Annotated in this window: 26 protein-coding genes and 1 tRNA gene; 15 read left to right on the top strand and 12 right to left on the bottom strand. The window is 58.2% G+C overall.

The window, feature by feature from the left end; all coding sequences use genetic code 11:
- Positions 1-8: 8 nt before the first annotated feature.
- The 3 genes from RBB82_RS17275 to RBB82_RS17285 form a co-directional block, all read right to left on the bottom strand.
- Positions 9-1,808 carry a DUF885 domain-containing protein gene (locus RBB82_RS17275; RefSeq protein ID WP_433971991.1) on the bottom strand — a complete coding sequence of 600 codons (1,800 nt, stop codon included), beginning with the start codon at positions 1,806-1,808 and terminating at the stop codon, positions 9-11.
- A gap of 83 nt (positions 1,809-1,891) precedes the next feature.
- The gene (locus RBB82_RS17280) at positions 1,892-2,902 is read right to left on the bottom strand and encodes a sigma 54-interacting transcriptional regulator (protein WP_433971992.1); all 1,011 of its coding nucleotides are present in this window, start codon (positions 2,900-2,902) and stop codon (positions 1,892-1,894) included.
- Between the two features lie 114 nt (positions 2,903-3,016).
- On the bottom strand, positions 3,017-3,442 hold the full coding sequence (locus tag RBB82_RS17285; protein WP_433971993.1) for a BrxA/BrxB family bacilliredoxin: 426 nt from the start codon (positions 3,440-3,442) through the stop codon (positions 3,017-3,019).
- A gap of 162 nt (positions 3,443-3,604) precedes the next feature.
- On the opposite strand from RBB82_RS17285, the gene RBB82_RS17290 reads away from it, so the two are divergent.
- On the top strand, positions 3,605-4,627 hold the full coding sequence (locus RBB82_RS17290) for a UDP-N-acetylmuramate dehydrogenase (RefSeq protein ID WP_433971994.1): 1,023 nt from the start codon (positions 3,605-3,607) through the stop codon (positions 4,625-4,627).
- On the opposite strand, the gene RBB82_RS17295 is transcribed toward RBB82_RS17290, so the two are convergent.
- The 3 genes from RBB82_RS17295 to modA form a co-directional block, all read right to left on the bottom strand.
- Positions 4,616-5,383: an ATP-binding cassette domain-containing protein gene (locus RBB82_RS17295; protein ID WP_433971995.1), complete on the bottom strand. Its 768-nt coding sequence runs from the start codon at positions 5,381-5,383 to the stop codon at positions 4,616-4,618. The genes RBB82_RS17290 and RBB82_RS17295 overlap by 12 nt on opposite strands.
- The gene (modB, locus tag RBB82_RS17300) at positions 5,373-6,059 is read right to left on the bottom strand and encodes a molybdate ABC transporter permease subunit (protein WP_433971996.1); all 687 of its coding nucleotides are present in this window, start codon (positions 6,057-6,059) and stop codon (positions 5,373-5,375) included. The genes RBB82_RS17295 and modB overlap by 11 nt, the downstream gene beginning before the upstream one ends.
- Before the next feature lie 65 nt (positions 6,060-6,124).
- Positions 6,125-6,850, bottom strand: a complete 726-nt coding sequence (modA, locus tag RBB82_RS17305; protein WP_433971997.1) for a molybdate ABC transporter substrate-binding protein — start codon at positions 6,848-6,850, stop codon at positions 6,125-6,127.
- A 74-nt stretch (positions 6,851-6,924) separates the two neighbouring features.
- Between modA and thrC the strand changes: the two genes are divergently transcribed.
- From thrC to RBB82_RS17335, 6 genes are all read left to right on the top strand, one after another.
- A complete protein-coding gene (gene thrC, locus RBB82_RS17310; protein ID WP_433971998.1) occupies positions 6,925-8,310 on the top strand; it encodes a threonine synthase in 1,386 nt (461 codons plus the stop codon).
- Positions 8,307-9,221 (top strand): homoserine kinase, encoded by a 915-nt coding sequence (thrB, locus tag RBB82_RS17315; RefSeq protein ID WP_433971999.1) that lies wholly within the window; start codon positions 8,307-8,309, stop codon positions 9,219-9,221. The genes thrC and thrB overlap by 4 nt, the downstream gene beginning before the upstream one ends.
- A gap of 296 nt (positions 9,222-9,517) precedes the next feature.
- Positions 9,518-9,850 carry a thioredoxin gene (gene trxA / locus RBB82_RS17320; protein WP_433972000.1) on the top strand — a complete coding sequence of 111 codons (333 nt, stop codon included), beginning with the start codon at positions 9,518-9,520 and terminating at the stop codon, positions 9,848-9,850.
- Between the two features lie 146 nt (positions 9,851-9,996).
- Complete coding sequence (locus tag RBB82_RS17325; protein ID WP_433972001.1) at positions 9,997-11,394, top strand: hemolysin family protein; 1,398 nt, start codon at positions 9,997-9,999, stop codon at positions 11,392-11,394.
- A gap of 82 nt (positions 11,395-11,476) precedes the next feature.
- A complete protein-coding gene (locus tag RBB82_RS17330; RefSeq protein ID WP_433972002.1) occupies positions 11,477-12,451 on the top strand; it encodes an ABC transporter permease in 975 nt (324 codons plus the stop codon).
- Positions 12,452-12,470: 19 nt separating this feature from the next.
- Positions 12,471-13,136, top strand: coding sequence for a hypothetical protein (locus tag RBB82_RS17335; RefSeq protein WP_433972003.1), 666 nt, complete (start codon positions 12,471-12,473; stop codon positions 13,134-13,136).
- A gap of 256 nt (positions 13,137-13,392) precedes the next feature.
- Here the strand turns inward: RBB82_RS17335 and RBB82_RS17340 are convergent, their stop codons facing one another.
- The 4 genes from RBB82_RS17340 to RBB82_RS17355 all read right to left on the bottom strand — a co-directional run bounded on the left by RBB82_RS17340 (position 13,393) and on the right by RBB82_RS17355 (position 15,775).
- Positions 13,393-13,851, bottom strand: coding sequence for a metallophosphoesterase family protein (locus RBB82_RS17340; protein WP_433972004.1), 459 nt, complete (start codon positions 13,849-13,851; stop codon positions 13,393-13,395).
- A 99-nt stretch (positions 13,852-13,950) separates the two neighbouring features.
- On the bottom strand, positions 13,951-14,430 hold the full coding sequence (locus tag RBB82_RS17345; RefSeq protein WP_433972005.1) for a hypothetical protein: 480 nt from the start codon (positions 14,428-14,430) through the stop codon (positions 13,951-13,953).
- Between the two features lie 66 nt (positions 14,431-14,496).
- Positions 14,497-15,321 (bottom strand): ABC transporter permease, encoded by an 825-nt coding sequence (locus tag RBB82_RS17350; protein ID WP_433975398.1) that lies wholly within the window; start codon positions 15,319-15,321, stop codon positions 14,497-14,499.
- A gap of 118 nt (positions 15,322-15,439) precedes the next feature.
- Entirely contained in the window at positions 15,440-15,775 is a 336-nt protein-coding gene (locus RBB82_RS17355; protein ID WP_433972006.1) for an STAS domain-containing protein, read from the bottom strand.
- A gap of 248 nt (positions 15,776-16,023) precedes the next feature.
- On the opposite strand from RBB82_RS17355, the gene RBB82_RS17360 reads away from it, so the two are divergent.
- From RBB82_RS17360 to RBB82_RS17370, 3 genes are all read left to right on the top strand, one after another.
- Positions 16,024-17,838 carry a mechanosensitive ion channel domain-containing protein gene (locus tag RBB82_RS17360; RefSeq protein WP_433972007.1) on the top strand — a complete coding sequence of 605 codons (1,815 nt, stop codon included), beginning with the start codon at positions 16,024-16,026 and terminating at the stop codon, positions 17,836-17,838.
- A 392-nt stretch (positions 17,839-18,230) separates the two neighbouring features.
- Positions 18,231-18,716, top strand: coding sequence for a hypothetical protein (locus tag RBB82_RS17365; protein WP_433972008.1), 486 nt, complete (start codon positions 18,231-18,233; stop codon positions 18,714-18,716).
- 238 nt (positions 18,717-18,954) lie between these two features.
- The gene (locus RBB82_RS17370) at positions 18,955-19,959 is read left to right on the top strand and encodes an NAD-dependent epimerase/dehydratase family protein (RefSeq protein WP_433972009.1); all 1,005 of its coding nucleotides are present in this window, start codon (positions 18,955-18,957) and stop codon (positions 19,957-19,959) included.
- A gap of 141 nt (positions 19,960-20,100) precedes the next feature.
- Here RBB82_RS17370 and RBB82_RS17375 read toward each other — a convergent pair whose 3' ends face one another.
- Positions 20,101-22,194 carry a glutaminase domain-containing protein gene (locus tag RBB82_RS17375; protein WP_433972010.1) on the bottom strand — a complete coding sequence of 698 codons (2,094 nt, stop codon included), beginning with the start codon at positions 22,192-22,194 and terminating at the stop codon, positions 20,101-20,103.
- 294 nt (positions 22,195-22,488) lie between these two features.
- Here RBB82_RS17375 and RBB82_RS17380 point away from each other — a divergent pair, with 294 nt between their 5' ends.
- The 5 genes from RBB82_RS17380 (at position 22,489) to RBB82_RS17400 (ending at position 25,366) form a co-directional block, all read left to right on the top strand.
- Complete coding sequence (locus RBB82_RS17380; RefSeq protein ID WP_433972011.1) at positions 22,489-23,250, top strand: WecB/TagA/CpsF family glycosyltransferase; 762 nt, start codon at positions 22,489-22,491, stop codon at positions 23,248-23,250.
- A 365-nt stretch (positions 23,251-23,615) separates the two neighbouring features.
- Positions 23,616-24,431 (top strand): CAP domain-containing protein, encoded by an 816-nt coding sequence (locus RBB82_RS17385; RefSeq protein ID WP_433972012.1) that lies wholly within the window; start codon positions 23,616-23,618, stop codon positions 24,429-24,431.
- Between the two features lie 175 nt (positions 24,432-24,606).
- Positions 24,607-24,681: transfer RNA gene (locus tag RBB82_RS17390), tRNA-Asn, on the top strand.
- A gap of 375 nt (positions 24,682-25,056) precedes the next feature.
- The gene (locus RBB82_RS17395) at positions 25,057-25,203 is read left to right on the top strand and encodes a hypothetical protein (RefSeq protein ID WP_433975399.1); all 147 of its coding nucleotides are present in this window, start codon (positions 25,057-25,059) and stop codon (positions 25,201-25,203) included.
- Positions 25,136-25,366: a hypothetical protein gene (locus tag RBB82_RS17400; RefSeq protein WP_433975467.1), complete on the top strand. Its 231-nt coding sequence runs from the start codon at positions 25,136-25,138 to the stop codon at positions 25,364-25,366. Before RBB82_RS17395 ends, RBB82_RS17400 begins: the two co-directional genes overlap by 68 nt.
- Positions 25,367-25,683: 317 nt before the next feature.
- Here RBB82_RS17400 and RBB82_RS17405 read toward each other — a convergent pair whose 3' ends face one another.
- Positions 25,684-26,115: a glycoside hydrolase N-terminal domain-containing protein gene (locus RBB82_RS17405; RefSeq protein WP_433972013.1), complete on the bottom strand. Its 432-nt coding sequence runs from the start codon at positions 26,113-26,115 to the stop codon at positions 25,684-25,686.
- Positions 26,116-26,250 lie beyond the last annotated feature (135 nt).

Here is a 26,250-nt window from a genome sequence, read left to right on the forward strand (position 1 = left end):
ATCAGACCCTACTTCTTCTGTGCCGCGATCCAGGCGTCTATGCGCCGCTCGAGCACATCCATTGGCAGCGCACCAGAGTCCAGCACCTGATCATGAAATGCTCGGATGTCAAACTTCGGTCCCAGCTCTGTTTTGGCTCTGTCCCTAAGCTCCAGAATCTTTAACTGGCCCATCTTGTATCCAAGCGCCTGTCCCGGCCACGCAATATAGCGGTCGACCTCTGCCTGAATGTTGGTCTCATCGATGGCCGAGTGTTCATGGAAGTAATCCACCATCTGCTGCCGCGTCCAATGCTGCGAGTGAACGCCGGTGTCGACGACCAGTCGTATGGCACGCCAGATATCCGCCTCCAGCCGGCCGTAGTCGCTATAAGGATCTTTGTAGAAGCCGATGTCCTTGCCAAGGCGTTCGCTATAGAGTCCCCAGCCTTCGGTATACGCCGTGTAGTAGGTAAATTTGCGGAACTCCGGCAATCCTGTCAGCTCCTGCGCGATTGAGATCTGCAGATGGTGCCCCGGAACGCCTTCGTGATACGACACCGCCTCGACGGGAGCCAGCGATCGTTCTGCAAAGTTATAAGTGTTCACATCCACTCGTCCCGGCCTGCTCCCATCGGGCGTGCCGTTATCGTAGAACGCCGCGGCCTGGTCCTTTTCTATGAACGCCGGCATCTGCACTACTTCGAGCGGAGCCTTTGGCAGTCGTCCGAACAGCTCAGGCAACTTTGGCTTCATGCCCGCAAGGTACGCTTTGTAGCTATCAATCAACGCATCCGCGGATGTGGGGTGTTCCTTTGGATTCGTCTTGAGTGCGGCGCTGAAGCTCTTGATATCGGAGAAGCCCAGACTCTTCACGATCGCCAGCATCTCGGTCTCATCGCGCTTCACTTCATCAAGTCCGATCTGGTGGATCTCCGCAGCCGATTTATTCAACGTCGTGCTCTGCCGAATGCGGAACGCATAGTACGCATCTCCATCCGGGATGACCGATACACCAGGCTCCTTGCGCGACTTCGGTATATATTCAGCCTTCAAAAACCCTGCAAACCGTTTGTACGAAGGCAACACATCGGTCGAGATGGCTGCAAGCAGCTCCGTCGAGATTCGCTTCTGTTCCTCAGCACTCACGATCTTAGGAAACTTCTTCAATGGAAGCGCAAACGGGCTCTCCTCCGGCTTCTGATCCGCCAGAGTTTGGGTCTGTACCAGCACCTTCTCCATCAGGTACTGCGGCGGCACACGACCTTCATCCGCGCCCAGCTGCATGTTTGTCATGATCTGCGAGAAGGCAGTCGGGACCTTCTTCATCCGCTTAATGTAATCGTCGTAGTCTTTGACGGAGTCGAACTGCAACCTGCTCGGAAGCTGCGGAAGATCGGTATGAAAGCCGTTGAACTGATTTACTGGCATCTCCCATTCTTTGAACTTCGCTCCTTGCTGATCGTCGATCAGGGAGCGCAGCATCAGCTCAGACGACAGCTTCTCCTGGTCGGTCAAGCCGGTCGTATCGATCTCACCCAATCGCTGGATGTACTCCAGCCCCTTTGCCAGCGAGGCATTGACCGCTTTGACCGAATAGTCGGTCAATTGATCGTTGTAGCGTTTGTCGCCGATCGACGAGGCAAACTCCGGCGAAAGCCTCAGCCGATCCTCCCATATCTCGGCCAACAAAGCGGACAGCGCTTTGCTTCGCGCTTCTACCGATGGAGACGCCGGTTCTACGGCCGTCAGCTTGGGATATTTCTGTGCCACACCCGGCGCGATACCCAGACAGCAAGCCACGACTAACCCGCCCGCTCGACCCAACAAGAATCTAGTTATTTCCATCCTGTCAGTCTATCGCGACAGCCCGAAGATTCATTGGTACATCCCGAGCAGCTTTCCTGTCCGAGCTATTGCAGGGTGTTTGGAGATACTGCATCCAACATCCGGTAGAGCGTCGATCGGCTGATTCCAAGCACCTCTGCGGCTCGCAGTTTATTTCCGCGACAGTCCTTCAACACCCTCAGCACATGCTGATCCACAACATCCTGAAGTCGAGCACTCTCCCCCGCACCTCCGGTCGTCGAGTCGGACACAGTTACATCCGCAAGCGGCGGCAGGTGATGCGGTTCAAGCACGCTCCCTTCAACCTGAAGCAGGCTGTTCCGCAACACGCTCTCCAGCTCCCGTACATTCCCGCGCCAGCGATACCCCAGCATCCGCTCCATCGCGTTATGAGAGAGTTTGGGTGCCGTCCTGCCGTAGAGCAGGGCAAATCTGTCTAGAAAACGCTTAGACAACTCGGGAAGATCGTCCATGCGAGTGCGCAGTGGCGGAACAACGATCTCGACCGTGGCAAGCCGTTGGTACAGATCCTGCCGAAAGCGACCGGCAGACGCCAGAATCCTCAGGTTCTCGCTTGTTGTGGCGATCATCCGCACGTCCGGCCGCTGACCCTCCAGGTGGCTCTGTGCCAGCTCATGCCGTCTCAAAATCCGCAGCAGGCGAAGCTGCGAATCCAAAGGCATCTCACTAATTCCGTCGAGAAAAAGTGTCCCACGCTGAGACATTCTCACGAGGCGATCGAAGGTATCGCCAGAAGCCGCGCTCTCTCCTTCGCGCTCATTCAAACTAGCGAGTGAATCCTCAAGCGCTGCTGCATGGCATGTCACAAACGGTCCACTGGAGCCCAGGCTCATCTCATGCAGTGCATGGGCCACTAGCTCCTTTCCTGTTCCCACCTCTCCACTCACCAGTACGGTGCGAAAGTGAGGCCCGATCCGCTGCACTTGCAGCCTTAAACGCCGCATCGCGGCACTGTTGCCAACTATCTCGAACTCGCTCGGACGGGGGGACCGTACTTCGACGGGTCCAGGGGGAGGATCGATGAAATACGAAGCATGAGTTCGGGAGATCGACATGGCTTCTCCCTACATCGGCAAATTCGGCTTTTTGTTGAGGCTCAAAGACGCAAAAAAGCCGGAGACCGTATCCAGCAGCGGGTCTCCGGCTCTTTGTTTTGTGTAACTAGCGAACTAGGCAGTCGTCGGGGCGCAGTAGGTATCAAATGCGCGCTGCAACTCCTGAGCGATCGCCGGAGCGGTCGAGGTCTCGATCGCCGAGCGCTGCATCAGGTACACCAACTGGCCATCGCGCAGAATCGCAATCGCGGGCGAGGTCGGCGGATGTCCACCAAAGTAGCTGCGAGCCTTCTCGGTTGCTTCGCGATCCTGTCCTGCGAACACCGTCACCGCGTGGTCAGGCTTGGCAGTGTGCTGCATCGCCAGACGAACTCCCGGACGCATCTTGCCAGCCGCACAACCGCAGATGGAGTTCACTACCACCATCGTCGTTCCCGGCTTTGCAACGGCTGCATCCACCTCGGCCGCACTGCGGACCTCCGTCAAGCCAGCGCGTGTCAACTCCTCGCGCATCGGAATCACCATAATTTCTGGATACATAACACTCTCCCTTTAACCCTTTTTTTCGCGGGTAAAAGCCGCGCTTCCCTCGATTGTACGGTCTTCGCCCCCGCTCCGCCAATCGCGCGTGCCAGCCCTGCCCGCCAGTGTTGTACTCTCAAACCCGTGCCATCTACCGCGATCCGTATCCAGGAGCATGTCTTGCTGGCTCCTTACACCACCCTCCGCATCGGCGGTCCGGCTCGTTTTTTCTGCGAAATTACCGCCGAATCCGAGCTGCTCGAAGCGGTCACCTTCGCCCGCGAGCGCAATCTGTCTCTCTTCGTCCTTGGCGGCGGCAGCAATCTCCTGGTTAGCGACGGCGGCTTCGATGGCCTGATCCTTCACATGGCCATCGCCACACCAAACCAGACAAACTTAGAAGGCAGTACCCTCGACGTCACCGCCGCCGCCGGCACCGACTGGAACGCCTTCGTCCTCTCCCTCTGCGAGCAGTCCTTTAGCGGCGTAGAGTGCCTCGCCGGCATTCCCGGCAGTGTCGGCGGCACGCCTGTCCAGAACGTCGGAGCCTATGGTCAAGAGGTCGCCGACACGATAACGCAAGTCCGAGCCCTCGACCTCGAAACTCTCTGCTTCGTCACCCTCAGCCACGAGCAGTGCCGTTTCGCCTATCGCAGCAGCATCTTCAACACCACGCATCGCGGACGCTACATCGTCACTCAGGTCACCTTTCGCTTCAACCGCACTGCAAGCCCGCGTCTCACCTACGCCGATCTCACACGCCACTTTGCGGGCCAGTCACCCACTCCAATCGAGATCTACCACGCCGTCCGCGAGATCCGTCACAGCAAGGGAATGTTGATCGTCGAGGGCGAAGCAGACTGCCGCAGTGCAGGCTCGTTCTTCAAAAATCCTGTCGTCCCCGAATCCGTCCTAACCGATATAGCGACCAACCTTCAACTTCCGGCCGACAAAATCCCCCACTGGCCTGCCGGGCCATCTCTCATCAAGCTTCCCGCAGCGTGGCTTCTCGAAAAGGCAGGCTTCACAAAAGGTTTTCAACTCGGCAACGCCGGTATCTCCTCCCGGCACACGCTGGCTCTCATCAACAGGAGTAACGCCAGCGCCGCCGACATACAGAATCTGCGCAACACTATCCAGCAAGAAGTGAACATACGTTTTCATATCCAGTTAGAGCAGGAGCCAGTTCAACTAGGCCGTTGATCCAGCCCTGAGCCGCTCCATCAGCCTTCGTCGCTCCTCCGCGAGCACAACCTCGACTGGCCCTTGCTCGATCACCTGTCCGTCCGCCATCCTGACAACATCCGCGGCCAACAGATAGCACTCGCCCACGTCATGCGACACCGACAGTACCGGAACCTTCCAGCGTGCCAGCCAGCTACGGAGCTCCAGCGCAAGATCATCCCTCAAGATCTCGTCCAATCCGGCGAATGGTTCATCCAGCAGGAGCAAAGCTTTGTCCGGACCGTCGAAGGCCACAGCCGCTGCCATCGCCCGCGCAACCGACACCCTCTGCCGCTCGCCGCCACTGAGTTTTGTCACGTCACGCTCCGCCAGGGTCGTCAGCCGCATCAGTCCGAGGACTTCGTTCAACACTTGCTCTTCGTCCGCAGGGTGCGAGCGCCAAGCCATTCCATAAAGAACATTCTCCCGCACGCTCATGTTAGGAAACAACCTCGCCGCCTGAGCTGCGCTGCGCACCGGTCTCAAGTGCGCCGGCATAAACACACCTTCTTTGGTGCTCACCAGCAACCGCTCCATCGGTCCGTAGACGATACGCCCCGCATCCGGGCGTACGAATCCCGCGATCGCCCTCAACACTGTTGTCTTGCCACTCCCCGAAGGTCCGAACAGCACGGTCCACGGCTGCGTCAACACAAAGTTCAACTTGAGCGAGACCGTTCCCACTCGATGCTCTATCTCCACCGTCAACAGATGCTCCGGCAGCTTATCGGACAATGTCAGCCTGCCTTCCATCTGTCTTCCGCACACTCGGTAAAAGATAGATGACCATCAGGGCGACAATCGCAAACGCGACCAGCACCAATGCAGTCCGATTCGCCGCAGCGTAGTTTCCTTCCTGAACCAGATCGTAGAGCGAGATCGAAAGTGTTCGAGTCGCTCCCGGAATATTTCCGCCCAGCATCAGCACCACGCCGAACTCGCCGACCGTATGCGTAAACGCGAGAATCGCACTCGTGAGCAGGGAAGCGCGTGCCATCGGCAACACCACCGACACGAAGACCTTCGCCGGTGGCGCCCCCAACCCAGCGGCAGCCTCGATAAATCCTCGGTCCACCGCCTGAAATCCAGCCACCAGCGGCTGCACCGCAAAAGGCAAGCTATAAAGAATCGACCCAACAAGCAGCCCGCCAAAGCTGAATGCCAGCGGATGACCCAGTACACGCATCAGCAGACGCCCAGGTGCTGTCATTGGCCCCAACGCGACCAGCAGATAAAACCCAATTACCGTGGGCGGCAACACCAGTGGCAGCGCCACAACCGCCTGCACCAGAGCACGCCCGGCCCCGTGTCCTGAAGCCACCCACCATGCCAGTGGCAGTGCAACCACCAGCAGAATCGCCGTCGTCCCCACGGCCAGCCGCAACGTTAACCAGAGCGCCTCAAAATCCATACAGCGCCAGTCTATGACAAGTGTGGATACTCACTGACACTTGAGAGGACGCGCGCAACAAACGGCTACTTCACAGCACCCAGCCCAAGCGTGCTGAGCTTCCCCTGCACCGCAGGCGACAACATCCAGGCAAGAAAGGCCTGCGCGTCCCCCTTTCGGTCGGAGTTCTTCATGATCACCGCGCACTGGTGGATCTCCGAATACTGCGACGTCGGTACCAGCACATACGTTCCGATCTCCTTGAAGTGCTGCGAACTCGCAGCCGTCAGCGAGATCAGTCCCAACTGCGCATTGCCCGACTCCACAAACTGTGCCGTCTGAGCGATGTTCTCCCCAACGACAAAGTGTGGCGCAACCTCATCGTAGATATGCATCCGGCGCAACGCTTCTGCCGCAGCCCTGCCATACGGAGCATGCAGTTCGTTCGCAATCGCAACCGTCTTCACCCGTGGATCGGTCAGGCGCTCCAGGCTTAGCGGTAGTAGCTGTGAATCCTTCCGTGCCCACAGCACCAACGTCCCATTCGCATACGGTATCGGCGCAGAGCCTTCGGCCAATCCTGCCGCGACAACCTTCTCCGGATAAGTAAAATCAGCACCGAGAAAGACATCCATCGGAGCACCGTTCAAAATCTGCGTCGCCAGCGTCGACGAAGACCCGAAGCTCACCACCAACTTCACTCCAGTCGCTTTTTCATACTCTTGAGCCAACACCGGCATCACAGGCTGAAGATCCGCAGCAGCAGCTACCCGCAACTGCTTCTGTCCCCACGCATCCGTTCCGCTCACCATCAAACCGCAACACATCACAAGGCACACAAAGGCAGCGCACGCACTCCGCCCTTTACGATAGGCTAGTAGAGACCATGAAAGTAGCAACACATCACCTTAGATGCACCGAATGCGCTACCGTCATCCAAAATGACGCAGTCAGCAGCAACTTCCGCTGCCCGCTGTGCAATGGTCTCTACGAAGTCCTCTACTCATGGTCTGAGGGGCCAACCAGCCCCGAGAGCCGCCTCCCCAATCCCAGCGCGCTCCGCTGGCTCTGGCAGGAGCGCCGCTCTTCTACGATGGCGGTTGACCAGTCCGGCGTCTGGCGCTTCCGCGATCTGCTTCCCATCGTCGACGATCTCGAAAAAGTCGTCACCCTGCGCGAGGGCAATACGCCTCTCTACGATCTTCCCCGCTGCGCCAAAGCCGCCGGTATCGACTGGCTCCTCGCGAAGCATCAGGGCATGAACCCTACCGGGTCCTTCAAGGACACCGGCATGACCGCCGCGCTCTCCGTCGCCGCGCAGCGTGGCTTCGAGTGGGTCGCCTGCGCTTCCACCGGCAACACCTCCGCCGCCATGGCCGCCTACGCTGCCCGCGCCGGCCTCCGCAGCATCGTCTTCATCCCGGAAGGCAAGATCGCCTGGGGGAAGCTCTCTCAGTCGATGGACTACGGCGCCCTCACCATCCAGCTCAAGACCGACTTCGACGGCTGCGTAAAAATTCTTGGCGAACTGGTCCAGAAGTTCCCAATCTACCTCTTAAACTCCGTCAACCCCTACCGCCTTGAAGGCCAAAAAACTCCAGCCTTCGAGATGGTCGAGCAGATGGACTGGCAGGTCCCCGAACACATTGTGGTCCCAGGCGGAAATCTCGCGAACTCCGCCGCCCTCGCCAAAGGCTTTTCCGAGATGTTCCAGCTCGGGCTGATCCCCCGCAGACCCAAGATCAGCATCATCCAGGCCGAGGGGGCCAACCCTCTCTACCGCTGGTTCATCGACTCCAACCGGGAGATGAAGCCCGTCACGGCCGACACACGCGCCACCGCCATCCGCATCGGCAACCCGGCCTCCTGGCGCAAAGCTGCTAAAGCCATCGACGAACTCGGCGGCTGGTGCGAGCAGGCCTCGGAGCAGGAGATTGCCTTGGCCAAGGCCGAGATCGGTGCAGAGGGAATCGGCTGCGAACCCGCCTCAGCGGTCACTCTCGCCGGCCTCAAAAAGCTCGTCGCTCTCGGAAAAATCACTCCAGAAGAGCGCGTCGTCCTCATCCTCACCGGCCACACCCTCAAAGACTCCGCCTACACCATCGACTACCATCGCAACGAGCTCTTCACCGACGCTGAAAACGCCCAGCTTAGTCAAGCCGAACGGATCCAGCACGCGGCTCTTCGCAAGGCCCCCATCGTCCTTGAAGCCGACCCAAGCCTGGTCCTCCGCACCCTTGAATCGCACATGAACCAGCCGCAGCCAGCATGACCGTACCGATCTCTAGTCCAATCAAGCCACTGCACCTTCGCCTCCCCGCAACCTCAGCCAACCTCGGTCCCGGCTTCGACGCCCTTGGCCTGGCCATGGCTCTCTATCTCACCATCGACGCCAGCGCAGCGGAGGACTTCCATATCGTAGCCACCGGCCGCAATGCCGATCAGTGCGCTCGCATCGAAGACAATCTCATCCTCACTACCTACATCGATGTACTTGCAAACGCAGGCGTTCTGGCCCGCAGATTACATCTAAAACTTCACAATGAGATCCCCCTCGGGATGGGCTGCGGCTCCAGTGCCTCCGCGCTTTTAGCGGGAGTTCTGCTTGCCAATCACTTTGGCGGCTTGAATTGGACCGACCAACAGATTCTTGAAGAAGCCTGTACTCGCGAAGGTCATCCCGACAACGTCGCGGCGTGTTTTTTTGGCGGAATGACTGTATCGGCGGTCAAGCAAGATGCAGTCGTGACAGCCACTTGCGGTCAAAATTTGTCATGGGGCCTCACTCTGGCACTGCCCTCTGTAAGCCTCGACACTCCAAAAGCTCGAGCCCTGCTTCCAGCAACCTACTCTCGGGAAGATACCGTCGCCAACATTCAATCGACAGCACTTCTGGTAGCTGCCTTCGCTCAAGGGCGTGGCGACCTCCTCCGCGCGGCGATGCAGGACCGCCTGCACCAGCCCTACCGCATGGAAGCGTGCCCGCTTCTCCCTCAGCTGCTATCACTTACGGAAAATCCCGCAATCCTTGGCGTAGCTCTCAGCGGAGCAGGCCCGTCCGTCCTGCTCATCACCGAAGTGGAGTCGGCACCAGCACTTCCAGCTATCATCCGCCAGACCGCGGCAGATCAATCCCTTGAAATCATCCAGACACGCATCGCTTCGGGCGCAATTCGAGCCTGAAACCGCCACCGCCAACACTCAAAAGGACTTAATAACAAAGTACAGTCGGTAACTTAAATTGGTATTACCTAAGATTTCTTTACGAAACGCAAAAACCTCCGTACCTTAGCCGTGTGGGCAGTTCTGGGGAGGGCTGCTACGCCGCCCGTTGACCTCTGCATCAGAGGTCCGGGCGTTTGCTTTTTAACCCTGTAACTTCGGTCTGAAACTCCTGGTTCAGAATTGCATCTATTATTGAGAAGACTGCGCTGCACCGGATGGGTGTAACAAGTGCAGAGCAATCTGGAGGAAGCTAAATGGCAGGACAGTACGTCACCGAAGTAAACGATGCAAACTTTGAAAAGGATGTTCTCCAGTCGGCAGAGCCCGTTCTGGTAGATTTTTGGGCTGCCTGGTGCGGTCCTTGTCGCGCTCTCGCCCCGGTCGTCGATGAAGTTGCCACCCACTATCATGGCAAGCTCAAGGTCATGAAGATGGACGTTGACTCCAACACGGCCACCCCGATGCGTTATGGCATCCGCGGCATCCCCGCCCTGCTCATCTTCAAGGATGGCAAGGTTGCGGAGCAGATCGTCGGGTTCGTCCCCAAGGACACCATCGACAAGTCTGTGAATAAAGTTTTGGCCTAAGCGCCAGTTGTACTTATTTGGGGACACATCGAACGGCCCGGATCGAGTTCATCTCGCCGGGCCGTTTCGTCTGCTCGCCACACAGCGGAGCGCCGCAATTACCCCTCAAAACCCCCTGAAATCAGCCCTGATAAACTCAAGCCTTAATGCTTGAGTGGATGCTCTTTCGCGTGATCATGGTGGCCTTTTTCATTCTGGCCAGCAGCTTCTTCGTGGCTGCCGAGTTCGCCCTGGTCAGCGTCCGCGAGACCCGCATCCAGCAACTCATCGCCCTTGGCCGACCCGGCGCCCGCACCGCCCTCAAACTAAAACACTCCATCGACGAGTTTCTTCCAGCCGTCCAGCTTGGTGTGACCGTCGCCGGCCTCGCCCTCGGCTGGATCGGCGAGCCAGCCGTCGTCGATATCATCCTCAACCTTGGCTCGAACTGGCTGCACCGCCTCCCGCCCCATTCGCTGCTCTACGCCCACACCCTCGCCGTCATCATCTCCTTCTCGTTGATCACTTACTTCGAAGTGCTCCTCGGTGAACTCGTCCCGAAGTCCCTCGCGCTCCAGCGTGCCGAGCGCATCGCCCTTGCCGTCGCTGGCCCGATGGACGTCTTCATCCGCATCACCCGCCCCATCGTGCGCCTGATGAACACCTCAGCGGCCATCGTCCTCAGGCTCTTCCGCGCCCCTCTGCGCGGCGAAGGCGCCGTCCACTCCCCGGAAGAGCTGAAGCTCATCGCTACCGCCACCCGCCGCATGGGCCTCCTCCCGGTCTTTCAGGAAGAGATCATCCACCGCGCCATCGAGCTCAACCACGTCACCGTCCGCGAGATCATGACTCCCCGCGGCAACATCTTCTCCCTTCCCGCCGACATGCCTCTCCAGCAGGCCTCCGCCCGCATCGTCGAAGAGCAGCACTCCCGCGTCCCCGTCTACGACCCCGCCGCAGGTCACGAGCACATCATCGGCATCGTCTACTCCAAAGACATCTCCCGCCTCATGCACTTCCGCACCGTCGCGCTCTCCCTCGGCGGCAAAGGCGAGTCCGGCCTCACCCTCCGCCAGGTCATGCGCGAGCTCACCGTGGTCCCCGAGACGAAACTCGCCATCGAGCTCCTGCAGGAGTTTCAGGAGCGCCGCCGACACATCGCCATCGTCGTCGATGAGTTCGGCAGCACCGTAGGCCTGGTCACTGCTGAAGACGTCCTCGAACAGATCGTTGGTGAGCTCGAGGACGAGTTCGACGTCAGCAAATCGCCTCTCCTAAGCACCACCGGAGCCATGTCGCTCGACGGCAGCACGACCCTTCGCGACCTCGGCAACCAACTCCACTGGACCTTCCCCCGCGAAGCCGGAGTTGAAACCCTCGCTGGCTTTCTCCTCGCCAACCTGGGTCACATTCCCACCGTCGGCGAGAGTATCGAGCACGGCGGCCGGCGCTACGAGGTCGCAGAGATGTCCGGTCACCGCATCAGCCGCGTCATCGTAGAAGACGTCGCCGCCCCGCAAACAGAACCCGCCGACGAAGTCGACAGCAGGGAAGCGATCCAATGAAAACCTCGCAGTCAGCCCGGAAAAAGGTGTCACTCTGAGCGAAGTGAACCCTCGCATCTTGCCCGACGAGGCGCCACATCAGGTGCCAGCGCAAAAAAGCTCACGCTCGTCTGTAGCGAGCCTGTGGCGCCCCGTACGACGCATCCTGATCACCCTCCCAGTCCTCTGGGTTGTCGTCTCCGTCGTCTTCCTCCTCATCCATCTCGTACCCGGCGATCCCATCGTCCAGATGCTCGGCGAGGGAGCGACCGCCTCCGACATCGCATCTCTCCGCCACTCCTACGGACTCGACGCGCCGCTCAGCCAGCAGTACAGCCACTACTGGCACGGAATCCTTCACGCGGATCTCGGCCAATCCCTGCGCCTCCACGACTCCGTCACCCACCTTGTCCTTCAGCGCTACCCCTACACCCTCGCCCTCACCGTCGCGGCCCTGCTCATCGGCATCGTGGTATCGATCCCCGCTGGCGTCTGGTCGGCTCTCCATCGCAACCGCTGGCAGGACCGCACCCTAGGCGTCGTCTCACTCGTCGGTCTATCCTTTCCCAACTTCGCACTCGGCCCGATCCTCATCCTCTTCTTCTCCATCTATTTGGGCTGGCTCCCGGTCTCAGGAGCAGGGAACGGCGATCCCGCGAGCTTCCTGCTTCACCTCATCCTCCCGGCAGTAACGTTAGGTCTGTCGCTCGCAGCCATCCTCACCCGCATGGTCCGCACCGCGATGCTCGAAGAGCTAAACCAGGACTACATCCGCACCGCCCGAGCCAAAGGTCTTACGGAAAACGCCGTAATCTACCGTCATGCCCTCCGTAACGCCCTCATTCCGGTCCTGACCGTCGTCGGCCTCCAGTTCGGCAGCCTGCTCGCCGGAGCCATCGTCACGGAAACCATCTTCAGCTGGCCCGGCATCGGCCGTCTCACCTTGTCCGCCATCTCCAACCGTGACTACGCTTTAGTTCAAGGCTGTATCTTGGCTGTAGGGCTAACTTATGTGGGAGTGAATCTCCTCACCGACATCGCCTACACTGTAGCCAATCCGCGCATGCGCGGTGAATAACGGTAACCGAGAAGGACGCATGAGACCCTACCCCGTGTCGTTTTGCACAACGATCGCCCTGCTGACCATCGCTGCCACCGCTGTCGCCTCCGCACAGGTCAAAACCGAGCCAGTCCCGCCTTTGCTCCGCTCCAAGCCCCCGGCGATCGAACCCACCATGCCCCCGGCTCATCCCTTCCACGACGCCCGGTACGGCGTCTCCTTCACCGTCCCAGCCGCCTGGGACGTCACCCGCAAAGACGCCGAGGTCAGCACCTTCAACCTCGACGCCCGCACCATCGCCCACACCACTCAGTTGCGCGCTGTCGCCAGTATCGACTTCAACCCCCACCCCAACTCCACCTTCAGCGGCGCGCTCTTCTACTTCAGCGTCACGCCACACGTCACGCCAGCCGAGTGCAGCGCCCAGGCCACCGCCCAGGCTCCACGCACCGCATCGACAGCCGAGATCGGCGGCCTGCCCTTCACTCACGGCTACGACGAGCACGGCGGCATATGCACCGAATCCCGCGACGAGATCTACACCACGCCACGCAACAACGCCTGCTATCGCTTCGACGCCGTCATCAACACCTTCTGCGGCGGCGACGTCAGCGGAGTACAAGACATAACACCCCACGAACTCGACGCCGTCCGCCATCGCATGCAGAAGATCCTCGACTCCGTCCACTTCGACACGAATTAGGGTCGCGTGGATGGATAAGCAACAAGGATTACGTCCACAGGAAAAGTTGTCATCCTGACCCTGAGCGAAGTCGAAGGGGAAGGACCCCCGCATTTGCCTTGGTTGTTGTCTGTCCCTAACGCTCATCTAAAAGTCGCCCTCAGACAGCGCCACGCAAACCCTCGACGGACGGTGGAGAAGGGTTCATGTCCAATGAGTGACTGAAACAATGAGTCCTATCCAAAATGCTTATGCAAGCGAGCGTGCAAACTGCTCCTCACCCAACCACCAACTCCCGCACAGTAGCCTCAACCCCGTCCTCAACAGTCACAAACCCCACCGTAATCGGCAACGAAAATCTCCGCGGCCCAGCACTCCCAGGATTGAAATAAACTACGCCATCCTTCACCGTCACCGAAGACTTATGCGAGTGCCCGCTCACCACTATCGCCACCCCAGCCGCTTTAGGATTGATATCCAGATCATGCACCGAGTGCACCAGATAAAACAGCTGGCCACCTAACTCCACCACATCGGTTGCAGGCAACTCCGCACAAACGCCAGACACATCCACATTCCCACGAATGGCTGTCACCGGAGCAGTCTCCCGCAGCGCATCGAGGATCGCAACATCCCCCACATCGCCTGCGTGCAGAATATGCTCCACCCCACGCAGCGCAGCCAAAGCCTCCGGCCGCAACAACCCATGCGTATCCGAGATCACCCCAATCAACATTAGCCGATCTTCCTCGAGTGTAAAAATACGTCATCTCGACCGAAGGCGGCGCACTTTGCCGCCGCAGTGGAGAGACCCCGTATTTCGTTGTCGTTGCGTCTAAGCCAGCTTCAAACTCTGCAACGAAGCATACTCATGGCTCTGCTTCGGATCGTGGCTTCGATCCGGATCGATCCGCAGCTCGAACGTCGTCACGCCCTTCAGATCAACCGTGTAATCTTCAATCTCTTCGGTCGAACCCTGCGGCGAAAACGACCACTGCTGCCGCACCACTTCCTTCAACTCCGCACCCGCGCCAGCAAACACTGCAAACTCCTGCGACCGCTCCGAAGCCTGATCAACAAAATGCAGATGCAACCGCTTGATCGTGAGCGGCTCATCAAAATGCAGCCGGATCAACTGTGGCCCAGTCTCTGCGGCCTTCCATCCCGTCGTCGCCTTCTTGCCCAACGCCTGTTCAATCGGAAACTGCTCATCCTCGGAGCTGATCTCCACCCGCGCAATTCGCTCCAAATCACGCCACTGATCGCTGATTGGTGTTACCGCTGTAGCCGAAGGTGAAACGATACTCTTGCGCATTGAAGTTGCCTCTCAGTTCCAAGGCCAAGCATATCCGATAACCCCCCAACCCGCTTAAAACCCCGTTTACATCCCAGCTCCAAGCCTCGTCCGCGGATCAAGATAATCACGCAGCGCATCTCCAATAAAGTTGAACGAGAGCACACAAAGCATCACCGCCACCGCCGGAAAGAACACCAGATGCGGCGAATCAAACAGATGCGACCGCGCGTCATTCAGCATCGATCCCCAACTAGCCGTAGGCGGCGGAACGCCCAGCCCCAGAAAGCTCAACGTAGCCTCCGCCAGCACCGCTCCCGCCATACCAATCGCGGCCTGCACAATCAGCGGCTGCAGAATATTCGGCAGGATATGCCGCGTCATCACCCGCAGGTCGCTCGCACCAAGCGCCCGCGCTGCCTCCACAAACTCCCGCTCCTTCACCGTCATCACCTGCGCCCGCACCAGCCGCGCATACCCCACCCAACCCGAGATCGCCAGCGCTAGAATCACATTGAACAGCCCCGGCCCCATGAACGCGACAAACGCAATCGCCAGCAAAATCCCCGGCAGCGCCAGAAACGCATTCATCACATAGATATTCACCACCGTATCGGTCCACCCGCCATAAAATCCCGCCAGCCCGCCAGCCACCAGCCCAACCGCCAGCGACAAACCCACAACACTCACGGCCACAATAAGCGAGATCCTCGCTCCAAAGAGCGTTCGAGAAAGAATATCCCGCCCCAACTCATCCGTCCCAAACCAATGTGCCGCCGAAGGCCCCATCAGCCTGCCTGTCAGATCCAGTCGCGCCGGATCTTGCGGAGCCAGCCACGGCGCAAACACCGCACACAACACAAAAACCGCCAGCAGCGCGATCCCCACTGCCGCCAGCGGCTGTCTCCTCACCGCTCCCGCAATTGACCGTCCAGGTACAACCTCAGCGTTTGCTTCAGAACTCACACCTGAATCCTACATCCACACTGGACCCGGAGACATGGAAGCCCGTCCATCTGAGAACTGTAGTCTAAGACGAAAACAGCTTCGTAAGACTCGTAAGCTTCACCAGCTCCTGGATGCGTGGCGACAGGTTCTCCAGCTTCAACGTGCAGAAACCTTCGTTGATCGCCGAAACCTTCAACCCAACGAGCGTCCCCAACCCGAGACTGTCGAGAAAGGTCACGTCTTTCAGATCGATCACGATGGTCCCGCCCTGAGGGATCAAGGGCTTCACAATGTCTTTTACTTCACCAGCCGTCTGGTTGATCAAACGGCCATGGCATCGAACAGTTGTCACCTTAATGCCGTCTTCGGTCGAAGCTTCTACGTCACAACGAAAGGGAACCTCTTGCGTATTCGTCAACTCTATCTCCCGGGAATATTGAACTAAGGTGAAACTACTCCTGCGCTGATCCGCGCACTGTTAAATTCCGATTACGAAGGATCGCTCGACCGAAATTGCCCCGGCTTGGATCACATCGAATCGTTATGAACGCACATTCGAAATAAGACCTGTATCTGCAACAGATATAGCAAACCGCCGCATCCTGCCTCGCGCAATGACCCAAACGGTACGTTGGAGCTAACTCGCCGAACATGTAGGGTTGAAGCATGAAGGATCTTCGCCGCCTCGCCGTTGCCCTCCCCGCCGCCATCTTCCTCCTCTGCCTTGTGGCGACATGGTGGACGCGCGGTGCCATGACGCACATGCCGTTCCTGCACTCCAGGGGCAACTCCTATGGGACCAATAACCTCGTCGACCAGAGCCCCTGGCAGACCATCGAGTCCCTCGCACCCCTCGCCGTCTCCGCCGAAGAGCAGTCCCTCGCCCACGAGGCCGAACGCCTCGCCGACCACGAAATAGACCAGTCCTTCGCCTTCGCCCTCCGTCAGTCGGCGCAACAGGCTCGCACCCTCACCGGAGACACTCTCGTCCTCCAGCAGAAAGTTACCCAACTCCAATCCCTCGTCAAAGAAGATCAGGCCAAGGTAGATGCCCTCACCGCGTCCCTGAAGCAACCGAATGGCGCAATCGCCGCCTCCGACGACCTCGACATCGCCAAGGCCCAGCTCCAACTCGACAGTGACGAACTCGCCGACGCCACCGAGCAGTTCTCTCGCGCCAGCGGCGACAAGCGCGGCCAGATCCAGCAGGAGCTTAACGCCCGCCAGGCCGCCATGAAGAAGTACGAAGCCTCACAGGCCAACAGCGGCGGCCAGATCGGCGTCCTCTCCGCTCGTCGCTACGGCACCTTCTACGGCCGAGCCTCCGCCTGGCTCGATCAGCGCAGCCGCATGGCGCTTATCCGCCAGGCCAAAGCACAGACCGACTCCGACATCGCAACCCTCACCGCAAAACACGCCGACTTCGAAAAGAGAGCCGCCGCTGCAACAGCCTCGGTCGGCTCCGATGCTCCCGCCAGCACGGTCCAAAGCCGCGTCGCCCTCATGGCTCAGGCTCACTCCCTCTCGCAGATGCACGGCATCGTCGAAGACCAGCTCCAGACCCAGCAACAACTCTCCACCGTCTACGCCAAGTGGCTCGCTCAGGTCCAGCTTCAACACAGCATCGTCGCTCACCTCGCGCTGCAATCGCTCTCTACCATCTGCTTCCTCATCCTCCTCGGCGTCCTTCTCGCAACTGCGGCGCGCAAGCTCCTCGAACGCTCCACCATGGATCGCCGCCGCCTCCACACCCTCCGCACCATCGCGATCCTCGCCATTCAATTCGTCACGCTGATCGTGATTCTTCTCGTCGTCTTCGGAGCGCCCAGTCAGGTCCCAACCATCCTCGGTCTCGCCACCGCTGGCCTCACCGTCGTCTTCCAGGACTTCATCCTCGCCTTCTTCGGCTGGTTCATTCTCATGGGCAAAAACGGCATCCGCGTCGGCGACTGGGTCGAGATCAACGGCGTCGGCGGCGAGGTCCTCGAGATCGGCCTCTTCCGCACCTCGCTGCTCGAAACCGGCAACTGGACGGCAAAAGGCCACCCCACCGGCCGTCGCGTCACCTTCATCAACAACTTCGCCGTCACCGGTCAATACTTCAACTTCTCTACCACCGGTCAGTGGATGTGGGACGAGATCAGCGTCAACATCCCCGCCAACGCCGACAGCTACAGGATCATAGAAGCCATCCACAAAGTCGTCCTCGAACAGACAGAAAAAGACGCCAACCTTGCCAAGCAGGAGTGGCAGACCACCGGCCAGAATGGCCTCAACCAATTCAAAGCCACGCCTTCAGTCGACATGCGCCCCGCCGCCTCCGGCATCGACATCGTCGTCCGCTACGTCATCCGCGCCGCCGATCGCTTCGACACCCGCAACCACCTCTACCAGGCCGTCATCGATCTGCTTCACAAGCCAGACGCCGATACCCCCGAGCAACAGTATGCAAATCTCGCCGAGACAGTAAGCAGTCGTTGACATAGAATTCCGCACGGAGAAGCGAACTATAAAAGACTCCGGTCTTTCGTATGGCTCAACCGCCGTCAATTATCTAATTTTGTAATTATCTCAGTTACAAAACTAAAAAAACTCCTAGCTGGCCATGGCCATGATGATGCGTCCAGTGACGGCGAATCCTCCTCCGCCGCACCCGTACATTCATATTCGAGCCACGTCCCTAGTACTTCTGCGAGTTCCACGCTCTTGGAACGCCAAGGTACTCTTGGTAGTTCATTACGAAAAACATAGTCATCGGGAGTTCCTGCAAGCCCAGTGATTCCCAGTACTCTCAGTTGTCGAAAAGCTCTTGCCAAAGCAGCGATGGAACTTGCTCCCACTTGTTTTTGCTCACAAGAAGAAGGAAGGTCTGGATGAGTATCGCGTTAGCCGCTCTTGTCTTTCTCTCCGATATTCGTGCCCCCTGGAGCGTCGATTGGGTATGGGGCTGTCCCTTGATCGTAATCACTGTGATCTTCCATGTCCTGGGCCTCGGCTTCATCAGCTCAAAGGCTATCCAGTTTCACGCTGACTTAAGGGAACCCCGACGAGCGACCGTTGGATCCGCACTGGTGGTAGGAGCGATGACTCTCCTCGCAACCTGTTTGCACGGGATCGAAGCGGGCATCTGGGCCGCAGCCTACTGTCTCAACGGCGCTCTGCCGGATTTCAAGGACGCAATGCTCTATTCGCTCGGCGCCCTGACAACCTACGGGCATCGAAACCTCTATCTCGAAGACCGCTGGCGCCTGATGGGGCCGATCGAAGCGCTCGACGGATGGCTGCTCTTCGGTCTGTCCACAGCCTTTCTCTTTTGGCTGATTCAGGAAGTCTCCCCTCACAATCGAAATCGTCACTAGATCGCGCCGCCGAGGCCGTCTTTGGGAGAAGCCGTTCCTCGGGCTTTATCCGTCCCTATGGCGCCACTCCTGCAACTGTGTGGCATCAAATCCGCATGTCCCAAATGGTGCATTTCCCCGAAACCCCCTGCCAGCTATACTTAAGACAGGCAGGCTGGATTCGCCGGACGCTGTACTGGATAACCCAAATCAGTGCAACAAATTACATAGCGAAAGACTCAAAGGAGCCCTCCCTCGAATGAAGCTCAAAGGACAAAAAGCAGTCGTCTGTGGTGCCGGCGGATTCATCGGCGGCCATCTCGTACAGAGCCTGCTTAGCAATGGCGTCGAGGTCATCCGCGCCGTCGACATCAAACCCATCGACGAGTGGTACCAGGCCTCCAAAGACGTCGAAAGCCTCCAGCTCGACCTGAAGGACAAAGACAGCTGCCTCAGGACAGCCGCTGGCGCCAACGTCATCTTCCAGCTCGCCGCCGACATGGGTGGCATGGGCTTCATCGAAAACAACAAGGCCCTCTGCATGTTGAGCGTCCTCACCAACACCCACATGATCATGGCCGCACGCGACAAGGGTGTCGAGCGCTTCTTCTACTCCTCCTCCGCCTGCGTCTACAACGCCGAAAAGCAGACCAACCCCAACGTCGTCGCTCTCAAAGAAGAAGATGCCTACCCCGCGCTTCCCGAAGACGGCTACGGCTGGGAGAAACTCTTCTCCGAGCGCATGTGCCGCCACTTCGAAGAGGACTACGGCCTGCAGTCCCGCGTCGCCCGCTACCACAACGTCTACGGCCCTCTCGGCACATGGACCGGCGGCCGCGAAAAGGCTCCCGCTGCCGTCTGCCGCAAGGTCATCGAGGCCAAGCACTCCGGCAAACACGAGATCGAGATCTGGGGCGACGGCAAACAGACCCGCTCCTTCATGTACATCGACGACTGCACCAAGGGCACGCAGATGATCGCTGAGAGCGAGATCCACGAGCCACTCAACCTCGGCTCCGACGAACTCGTCACCATCAACCAGCTCGTCGACATCGCCGAAGACATCGCCGGCATCAAGCTCAAGCGCAACTACAAGCTCGACGCACCCAAGGGCGTCAACGGCCGCAACAGCGACAACACGCTCATCCAGCAGAAGCTCAACTGGGCACCCTCGATCAAACTTCGCGAAGGCCTCGCCAAGACCTACGCCTGGATCGAAGAAGAGATGTTAGCCGCCAAACCCCTCGCAGCCGCCACGCGCTAGTCAGTCGTCTTAGCAGGCAATACCCATGTGTCTCGCGATACCTCACATCAAATGTGTCGAAACCGAAGGAGTCTTCGATCGACGTGGCTCGACATCGATGAACCCGAGCCAATGACCTTTATAAGTTTTGTTCCGTACACATTACCTTCCGGTCAGTTGAGCCTGTGCGCGCCACTTGCTGGCGAGTTCTTTGTCGGAAAGTGCTTTGATGAAGACGCCGCCGACGACGGAACGAGCCTGGAAACCGATTTGCTTCCCGTTTTTGGTGTCGTACCAGTCTGTCAAGGGGACGCGGGTAGGAGTCTCATTTACCCAGAGGGCGATGGGATCCATAATGGCGTTGAAGTCGGCCGGGTTAGAGGCAAGGGTGGCGGTCCAGATCGACCAATCGAGCTTGGTGTAGTCGGCGCGGCTATCGAGCGGGAGACCGTACTTGTTGAGCTTCGTCTTATAGAATGCGATTTCGCTTTCGCGGACGGAAGGTGGAAAGAGGTTGTAGCCGAGTAGCTGATCCCAGACGAGGTTGTACTTCTGACTCCAGGTGTTGGCGGAGTCATACGCGATCTTGTAGTGGTCGCCTTCCTTGTCGAGATCGATCCACTTGAGGGCATACTCATGAGCAGTCTTCGAGAAGCCGCGTGCCACATCGTTCTTGCCCAGAAGCCTGGCTAGATCGGCGTAAGCCTCAAGCGCGTCTATTGCCTTCAGGGCAAGGTTCGCGTTGTGTGTGACGTGACCCGCGAAGTCGTCGGTCGTGAGCTGGTTCTCGGGATCCAGGCCATGCTCTTTGAGGAAGTTGGCCCACTGGGTGAGTTTCGGCCAGAACTGGGCGGCGAGGTCAGTTTTGCCTTCGGAACGAGCGACGGCATCGATCATGAGGAGCATGTTGCCGGACTCTTCAACGGGCATCTGGTCCTCTTCGGTTGCCTCGCCGCCGCCGTAGGTCTGACCGTTGGCGAGGGGATAGGTGCCGAGGTCGTGCGGCGCAAAGGGAAAGCGCCAGCGGTTAGGAAGAGCGGTGTACTCCAGAAGAGGACGGAGCTCAGCTTCAAGCAGGACTGGGTTGAACAGAAGGAAGAACGGGGACGCAGGGTAGAGAACGTCAACGGTGGCGATCGAACCGTTCGAGAAGTTTTCCTTTCCGAACACCAGAGGCTGGCCGTCCAGGTCCGCGACGAAGCCATGCGCTGCCCACGCCTGGCGGTAGGCAAGGATGCAAAGGTCGGCGTAGCTGGCTCCTCCGACGCGGGTGAGGTCGGCGGTAAGGTTAGTGTCGAGTTCGTTGCCGCGTCTTTCGAGCGCGGGCATCTCGCGCTCTGCGGTGTCGAGCATGGCTGCCACGGATAGACCGTTGCGCTGCCACCAGGGGCGCAGGTTGCGCTGGAGGTACTGGATAGCGAAGCCCTCGGTGTACGAGACGAGGAGGTGGCGAGTGACCGGCTGGTCCGCGACCGTGTGGAGGATGAGTTCGGTTGCGAGATGGGCGTCGCCGCGACCGACAATGGGGGACGCGTCCATATCGTCGGCTTTGGGGAGAAGGCCGGTGGAGACGAAGGCGCCGTCCGCAGAGGCAGACGTATCGCGCACGATGGCCGACGCGGACTCTTCGTCGTTGGGTACGGAGAGGTGGAAGTAACCCCAGTCGATGCGGAGGTCGTCGCCGGCGCGGTTGAGGATGTGCTGGTCGCGGGAGCCGACGGAAAGCACGGTCTGCGTCTCTGTCTGGTTACGCGAGTAAGTAACGGCTTCACCAGCAGCGTTCACCGCGATGATCGGATCGACATCGAGCAGGATCGACACGTCGTGATGAGGTTTGCCGTCGATCGACTTTGTGGTGAAGCTGATGTAAGTGACTGTGCGGGAGAGAACTTCCAGGTCCGAGAGGATCGTCGGAGTGAAAAACGTCAGGTCGAGCTGGACACCACCACTTGTGAAGCTGTACCGCGTATGCGTCGGCGTTATCGTATGCGCGGTTTGCTGCATGGCGGGGAGCTGGCGTGGACGCTCGCCCATGAAGCGAATAGTGTGGCCATCGACGCGAAGGAGGCCGGTGATGGGCTGAGGTTTGCCGGTCCAGTGGACGGTATCGGAGTCGGTGAGCTTGTCTGTGTTCGACCATATGGAGAAGTAGGGGTTGTGGGTGATGAGCGGAGTCGCGGGCGGGCGGAGGGTCTGCTGCTGGGCGGGGAGAAGGGTGGTAAAGAACGTGAATAACGCAAAGAATCGAAACTTCATGCAAGCCCGCCTTAGGATCGGTATCAGCGGGAATCATAAATCAGTGGGCGAGCATATTAGAGAATCGGGACCATCGCTCCGCTGTCTCACTTGTTGATATTTGTCTTGGCAAGTCGCTATTCGGAAGTAATCGAGCCATCATCTCACTGGAGGACAAATCGCATATGAATCTTCGACGAGCGAAATCAGCCCTCAGAAGTCGGCTGGTAGGTAGTTATAAGGTGACGTCGCAAGAATTGGCGGCTATTCATCCTTCGTGTGTCGAAATAAGATAAGAGACGAACAGATCTCTTCATGGCGACAACTCCCCCCAACCATCACCGCATCCTCGGCATCGACTTCTTCGACGGCTCCGCAAAGGAAGCCATCGACATCATGCGAACCAACGGCGGTCTCCTCGTCGTTCCCGCGGCCCCAGCGCTCAAAGACCTTGACCGCAGTCGCGACTATCGCGAATCCCTACTCAACGCGGATCTCGCCATCACAGACTCCGCCTTCATGGTTCTCATCTGGAACCGGCTCCAATCCACCCAGATCACGCGTCTCTCCGGCCTCGAGTATCTCCGCGAGCTTCTCCTCCAGCCAGACATCCGCACACCAGGCAACACCTTCTGGATCATGGCCAGCCCCATCAGCGCCAAACGCAATCTGGATTGGCTGGCAGGGCAGGGAATCACCATCCCCGAAGACCACATCTACATGGCGCCCATGTACGGCAACGCACCCATCGACGATCCTGCTTTGATCGAATGCCTCGACCGACTCCGTCCCCAACATGTCATCGTCACCATCGGCGGTGGAACCCAGGAGCGGCTCGGCCTCTACCTCAAGCGCAACCTCTCGTACCGTCCTGCCATCCACTGCATCGGCGCTGCCATTGCCTTCCTCAGCGGCGACCAAGTCCACATCCCCGTGTGGGCCGACAAGTACTACCTCGGCTGGCTCCTCCGCTCCTTCGCCGAACCGAAGCGCTACATCCCCCGCTACTGGGACGCCCGCAAACTCTTCGCCCTCATGCTCCGTCACCGCAGTCGCCTACCCGACCTCAAGACTTAGTCGAGCCGACAAGCAAACGTAACTGTCTCAAAATGATCCACTCGGTTCCGGCCGTCCCGAAAATAAACTTGTAAAACGTGGCGTATTTCTCAGCGCTCAAAAAGTGTGCTGCAAAGCACCACGTTTACCACGCAAACCACCACAAACTCACCACGATTTCACCATCAAAAAACACGACAAAAAGCCAAAACCCCCAGCAAAAACGAGATTCTCCCACGCCAGATTTTTTCTGGCAAAAGATCTAATCTCCGGGCATCGTCCAGTCAACTTTTCACCGTCACAGTCGATAGGTAGATAAGAGAAACCTAATGTTCACCCGAAAGTTGTATTACCCAGCCCGGCACCCCGAACCTAGAATCACGTTCATGCCGGCTCCTCGTACTCCGCGCGTCAAGTCATTGATTCAATTGCTAGAATCGCCCTTCTGGGCACTCGCTACTCTACTGTTTCTATCGACCCCAGCCCTGCGATCGCAGAGCTTCGACACCGGAAGAAACCTCACCGTAGCCGAGCAATATCTTTTGGCAGCAGCGAACGAAGACCGCGCCAATCAAGGACTTCCGCCACTTCACTTCGATCCCGTCCTCGCCGAAGCCTCCGCAGTCCACGCCCGCGAGATGGCCGATCACGAAGAAATATCTCACCAATTCGACGGTGAACCCGAACTCGCAGCCCGCGGCGCCAATGCTGGCGCGCACTTCAGCCTCATCACGGAAAACGTAGGAGAAGCCCCCACCTCCGTCATCATCCACAATCTCTGGATGCACTCACCCGGCCACCGCGCCAATCTGCTTGATCCCAACGTCGACTCCATCGGCATCGCCATCGTTACCCGCGATAACCAACTCTTCGCAGTAGAAGACTTCGCACGCACAGTCGAAACGATCACTCTCAACCAGCAAGAGCGCACCGTCGCCGACATCATCGCGCGCTCAGGAATACACATAGCAGAGACAACAAAGGACGCTCGCGAAACCTGCACAATGTCCACTGGTTACGCGGGTTCCCACCAACCCTGGTTCATCATGCGCTACACCGCCGGAAGTTTGAACGAAATTCCCAGCCAACTTAAAATCAAGCTGACCTCCGGCAAATATCATCAAGCCGTAGTCGGTGCCTGCGCCCTCCCGCGAAACACTCCATTTACGGCTTACAACATCGCCGTCCTCTTGTACCCATAGAAATCTTCGACAGTGCCGAGCTTCACCAATTCCTCGCGCTGACTAAGGGCGAATCCATTTCAGCAGATCGTTCTACCGATGAAGTCATTGGATAGCTCAATTTTGGTTCTTTGACCCACTTATCTGTATTTGTTATAACTGTTAAGGCGCGTATGCCTCTCGCGTTCTGTAACGTTCCTGAGTAGCTCAATGGCAGAGCATTCGGCTGTTAACCGAAGGGTTGTAGGTTCGAGTCCTACCTCAGGAGCCATAGCACCATTAGAATCAATGTAATGCAAGGCAGCCAAAAACGGCTGCCTATTTTATTTTGTCAGGGTGGGTGTTTTGTGGCTGTTGAAGTTGAGAGTGGCAAGAAATAATTCTCGCGACGACCTGTTCAGGACGTTTCTGTCCGGCAAAGGCCATTCTGCCCTGCAACAGACGTTGAGCGATGAGCTTATAACTCCTACTCATAGTGGTCCAACTTAGGCCGGTTCATGATGCCGTGTTGACTGCCCTGCCCGAGACCTCCGGGAAACCCGACCCCATATAGTCAGGGGGATTACCCAGATTCCACACAAGACAATCCCTGGTTTCAAGAGGAAAGATGGCAGATTACGCTTTGATCGTCGGCATTGAGCAATATATGACGGCAGGCATCTCTCCCGTCCGATACGCGGAAGCGGACGCGAAGGGCATGAGAGAAGCCCTTCAGGAACTAGGTTATGAAGTTGACTGCGTTCTCCTGGAGTCATCAGGCGACCAAGAACACCGTCGAGCATCGAGTTTCTGAGCTTCTGGAGAGCCTCACGAAAGAGGATCGCTTTCTCATGTATTACGCGGGGTATGGTTTTGCCGAAGTTGGAAACACAATCCTAAGCTGCAGCGATTCTGTTCTAAAGAAGATCGGAGACACCGGAGTGCCGATGTCATGGATTGCCGATCGCGCAGCGTGATCGACGCCCTCAACGTCACTGTACTGAACGGGGTTCTCAGCAAGCCGATCTGATGCGGCCTGTGCTTCCACTTCCACTGCGCTCATCGACGGTCTCGCCCTTGGAACTTGCGGTTCCGTCGGGTGTGTTGCCCCACCCGGAGTTGGCACTGATGGAACCCATGCTTTGCGAGGGTGTTCCAGGCGCAAAGAGATAGTTGGGAGCCGATTCGCTCGGAGCTTTTCCGGCCTGCGGCCTCGTACGTAACCTTTGCGGTAGCGGTATCAAGGTTTAGTTAGCGGCGATAGTTATGGACCGTATCCGGATGCTGAAGTCAATCAGAAGGTCGCCGAGTGGCTGGTATGCCTGGTTGTAGGGTCCCTGCATTCTCTCCGACATTCGTGATCTGCTGCTTGATAGTCCTTCTGCTCGAGAATCAGCTTTCGTATAGCAGGCAGGTGGTTTTTTGCGTCAGGATTGTTCCAGTCTCTCGGCGCTCCAGACCATAGCGTGTCTTCATTGAGCGCGATGCGTTCCTGTTGTACGGTATCAAATAGCATCGCGCCAATCCTTCCGTTGCCAACCGGCAGCGCGGCAGCCCATTCAGAGGCGGGTCGCTCGAACCAGATCAACACATCTTTGGCCTCAGGTTTCAGTGTTGGCGATGATGAAGGTTGAGTCTGAGCTAATGCATTGCGTTCGATCTGCGCTGAGGCCAGTTCTGAACTGAGCAGTGCAACAAAGCGTCGTCGCGATGTTTCGAAGTCCATGCTTACCCCTGAGTCAGATATCGAACTGCGTGGTAGGAGTGCTTGAAAGAGCTTCTGCTTGACAAGAACCGAATAGATCCGCTATTTGTCATTGATCATCAAAGTAAACGATTACTTAGGCATTGTGCAATGTTT

This window comes from Tunturiibacter lichenicola (genome assembly GCF_051013355.1).
GTDB classification, from domain to species: Bacteria; Acidobacteriota; Terriglobia; order Terriglobales; family Acidobacteriaceae; genus Edaphobacter; species Edaphobacter lichenicola_F.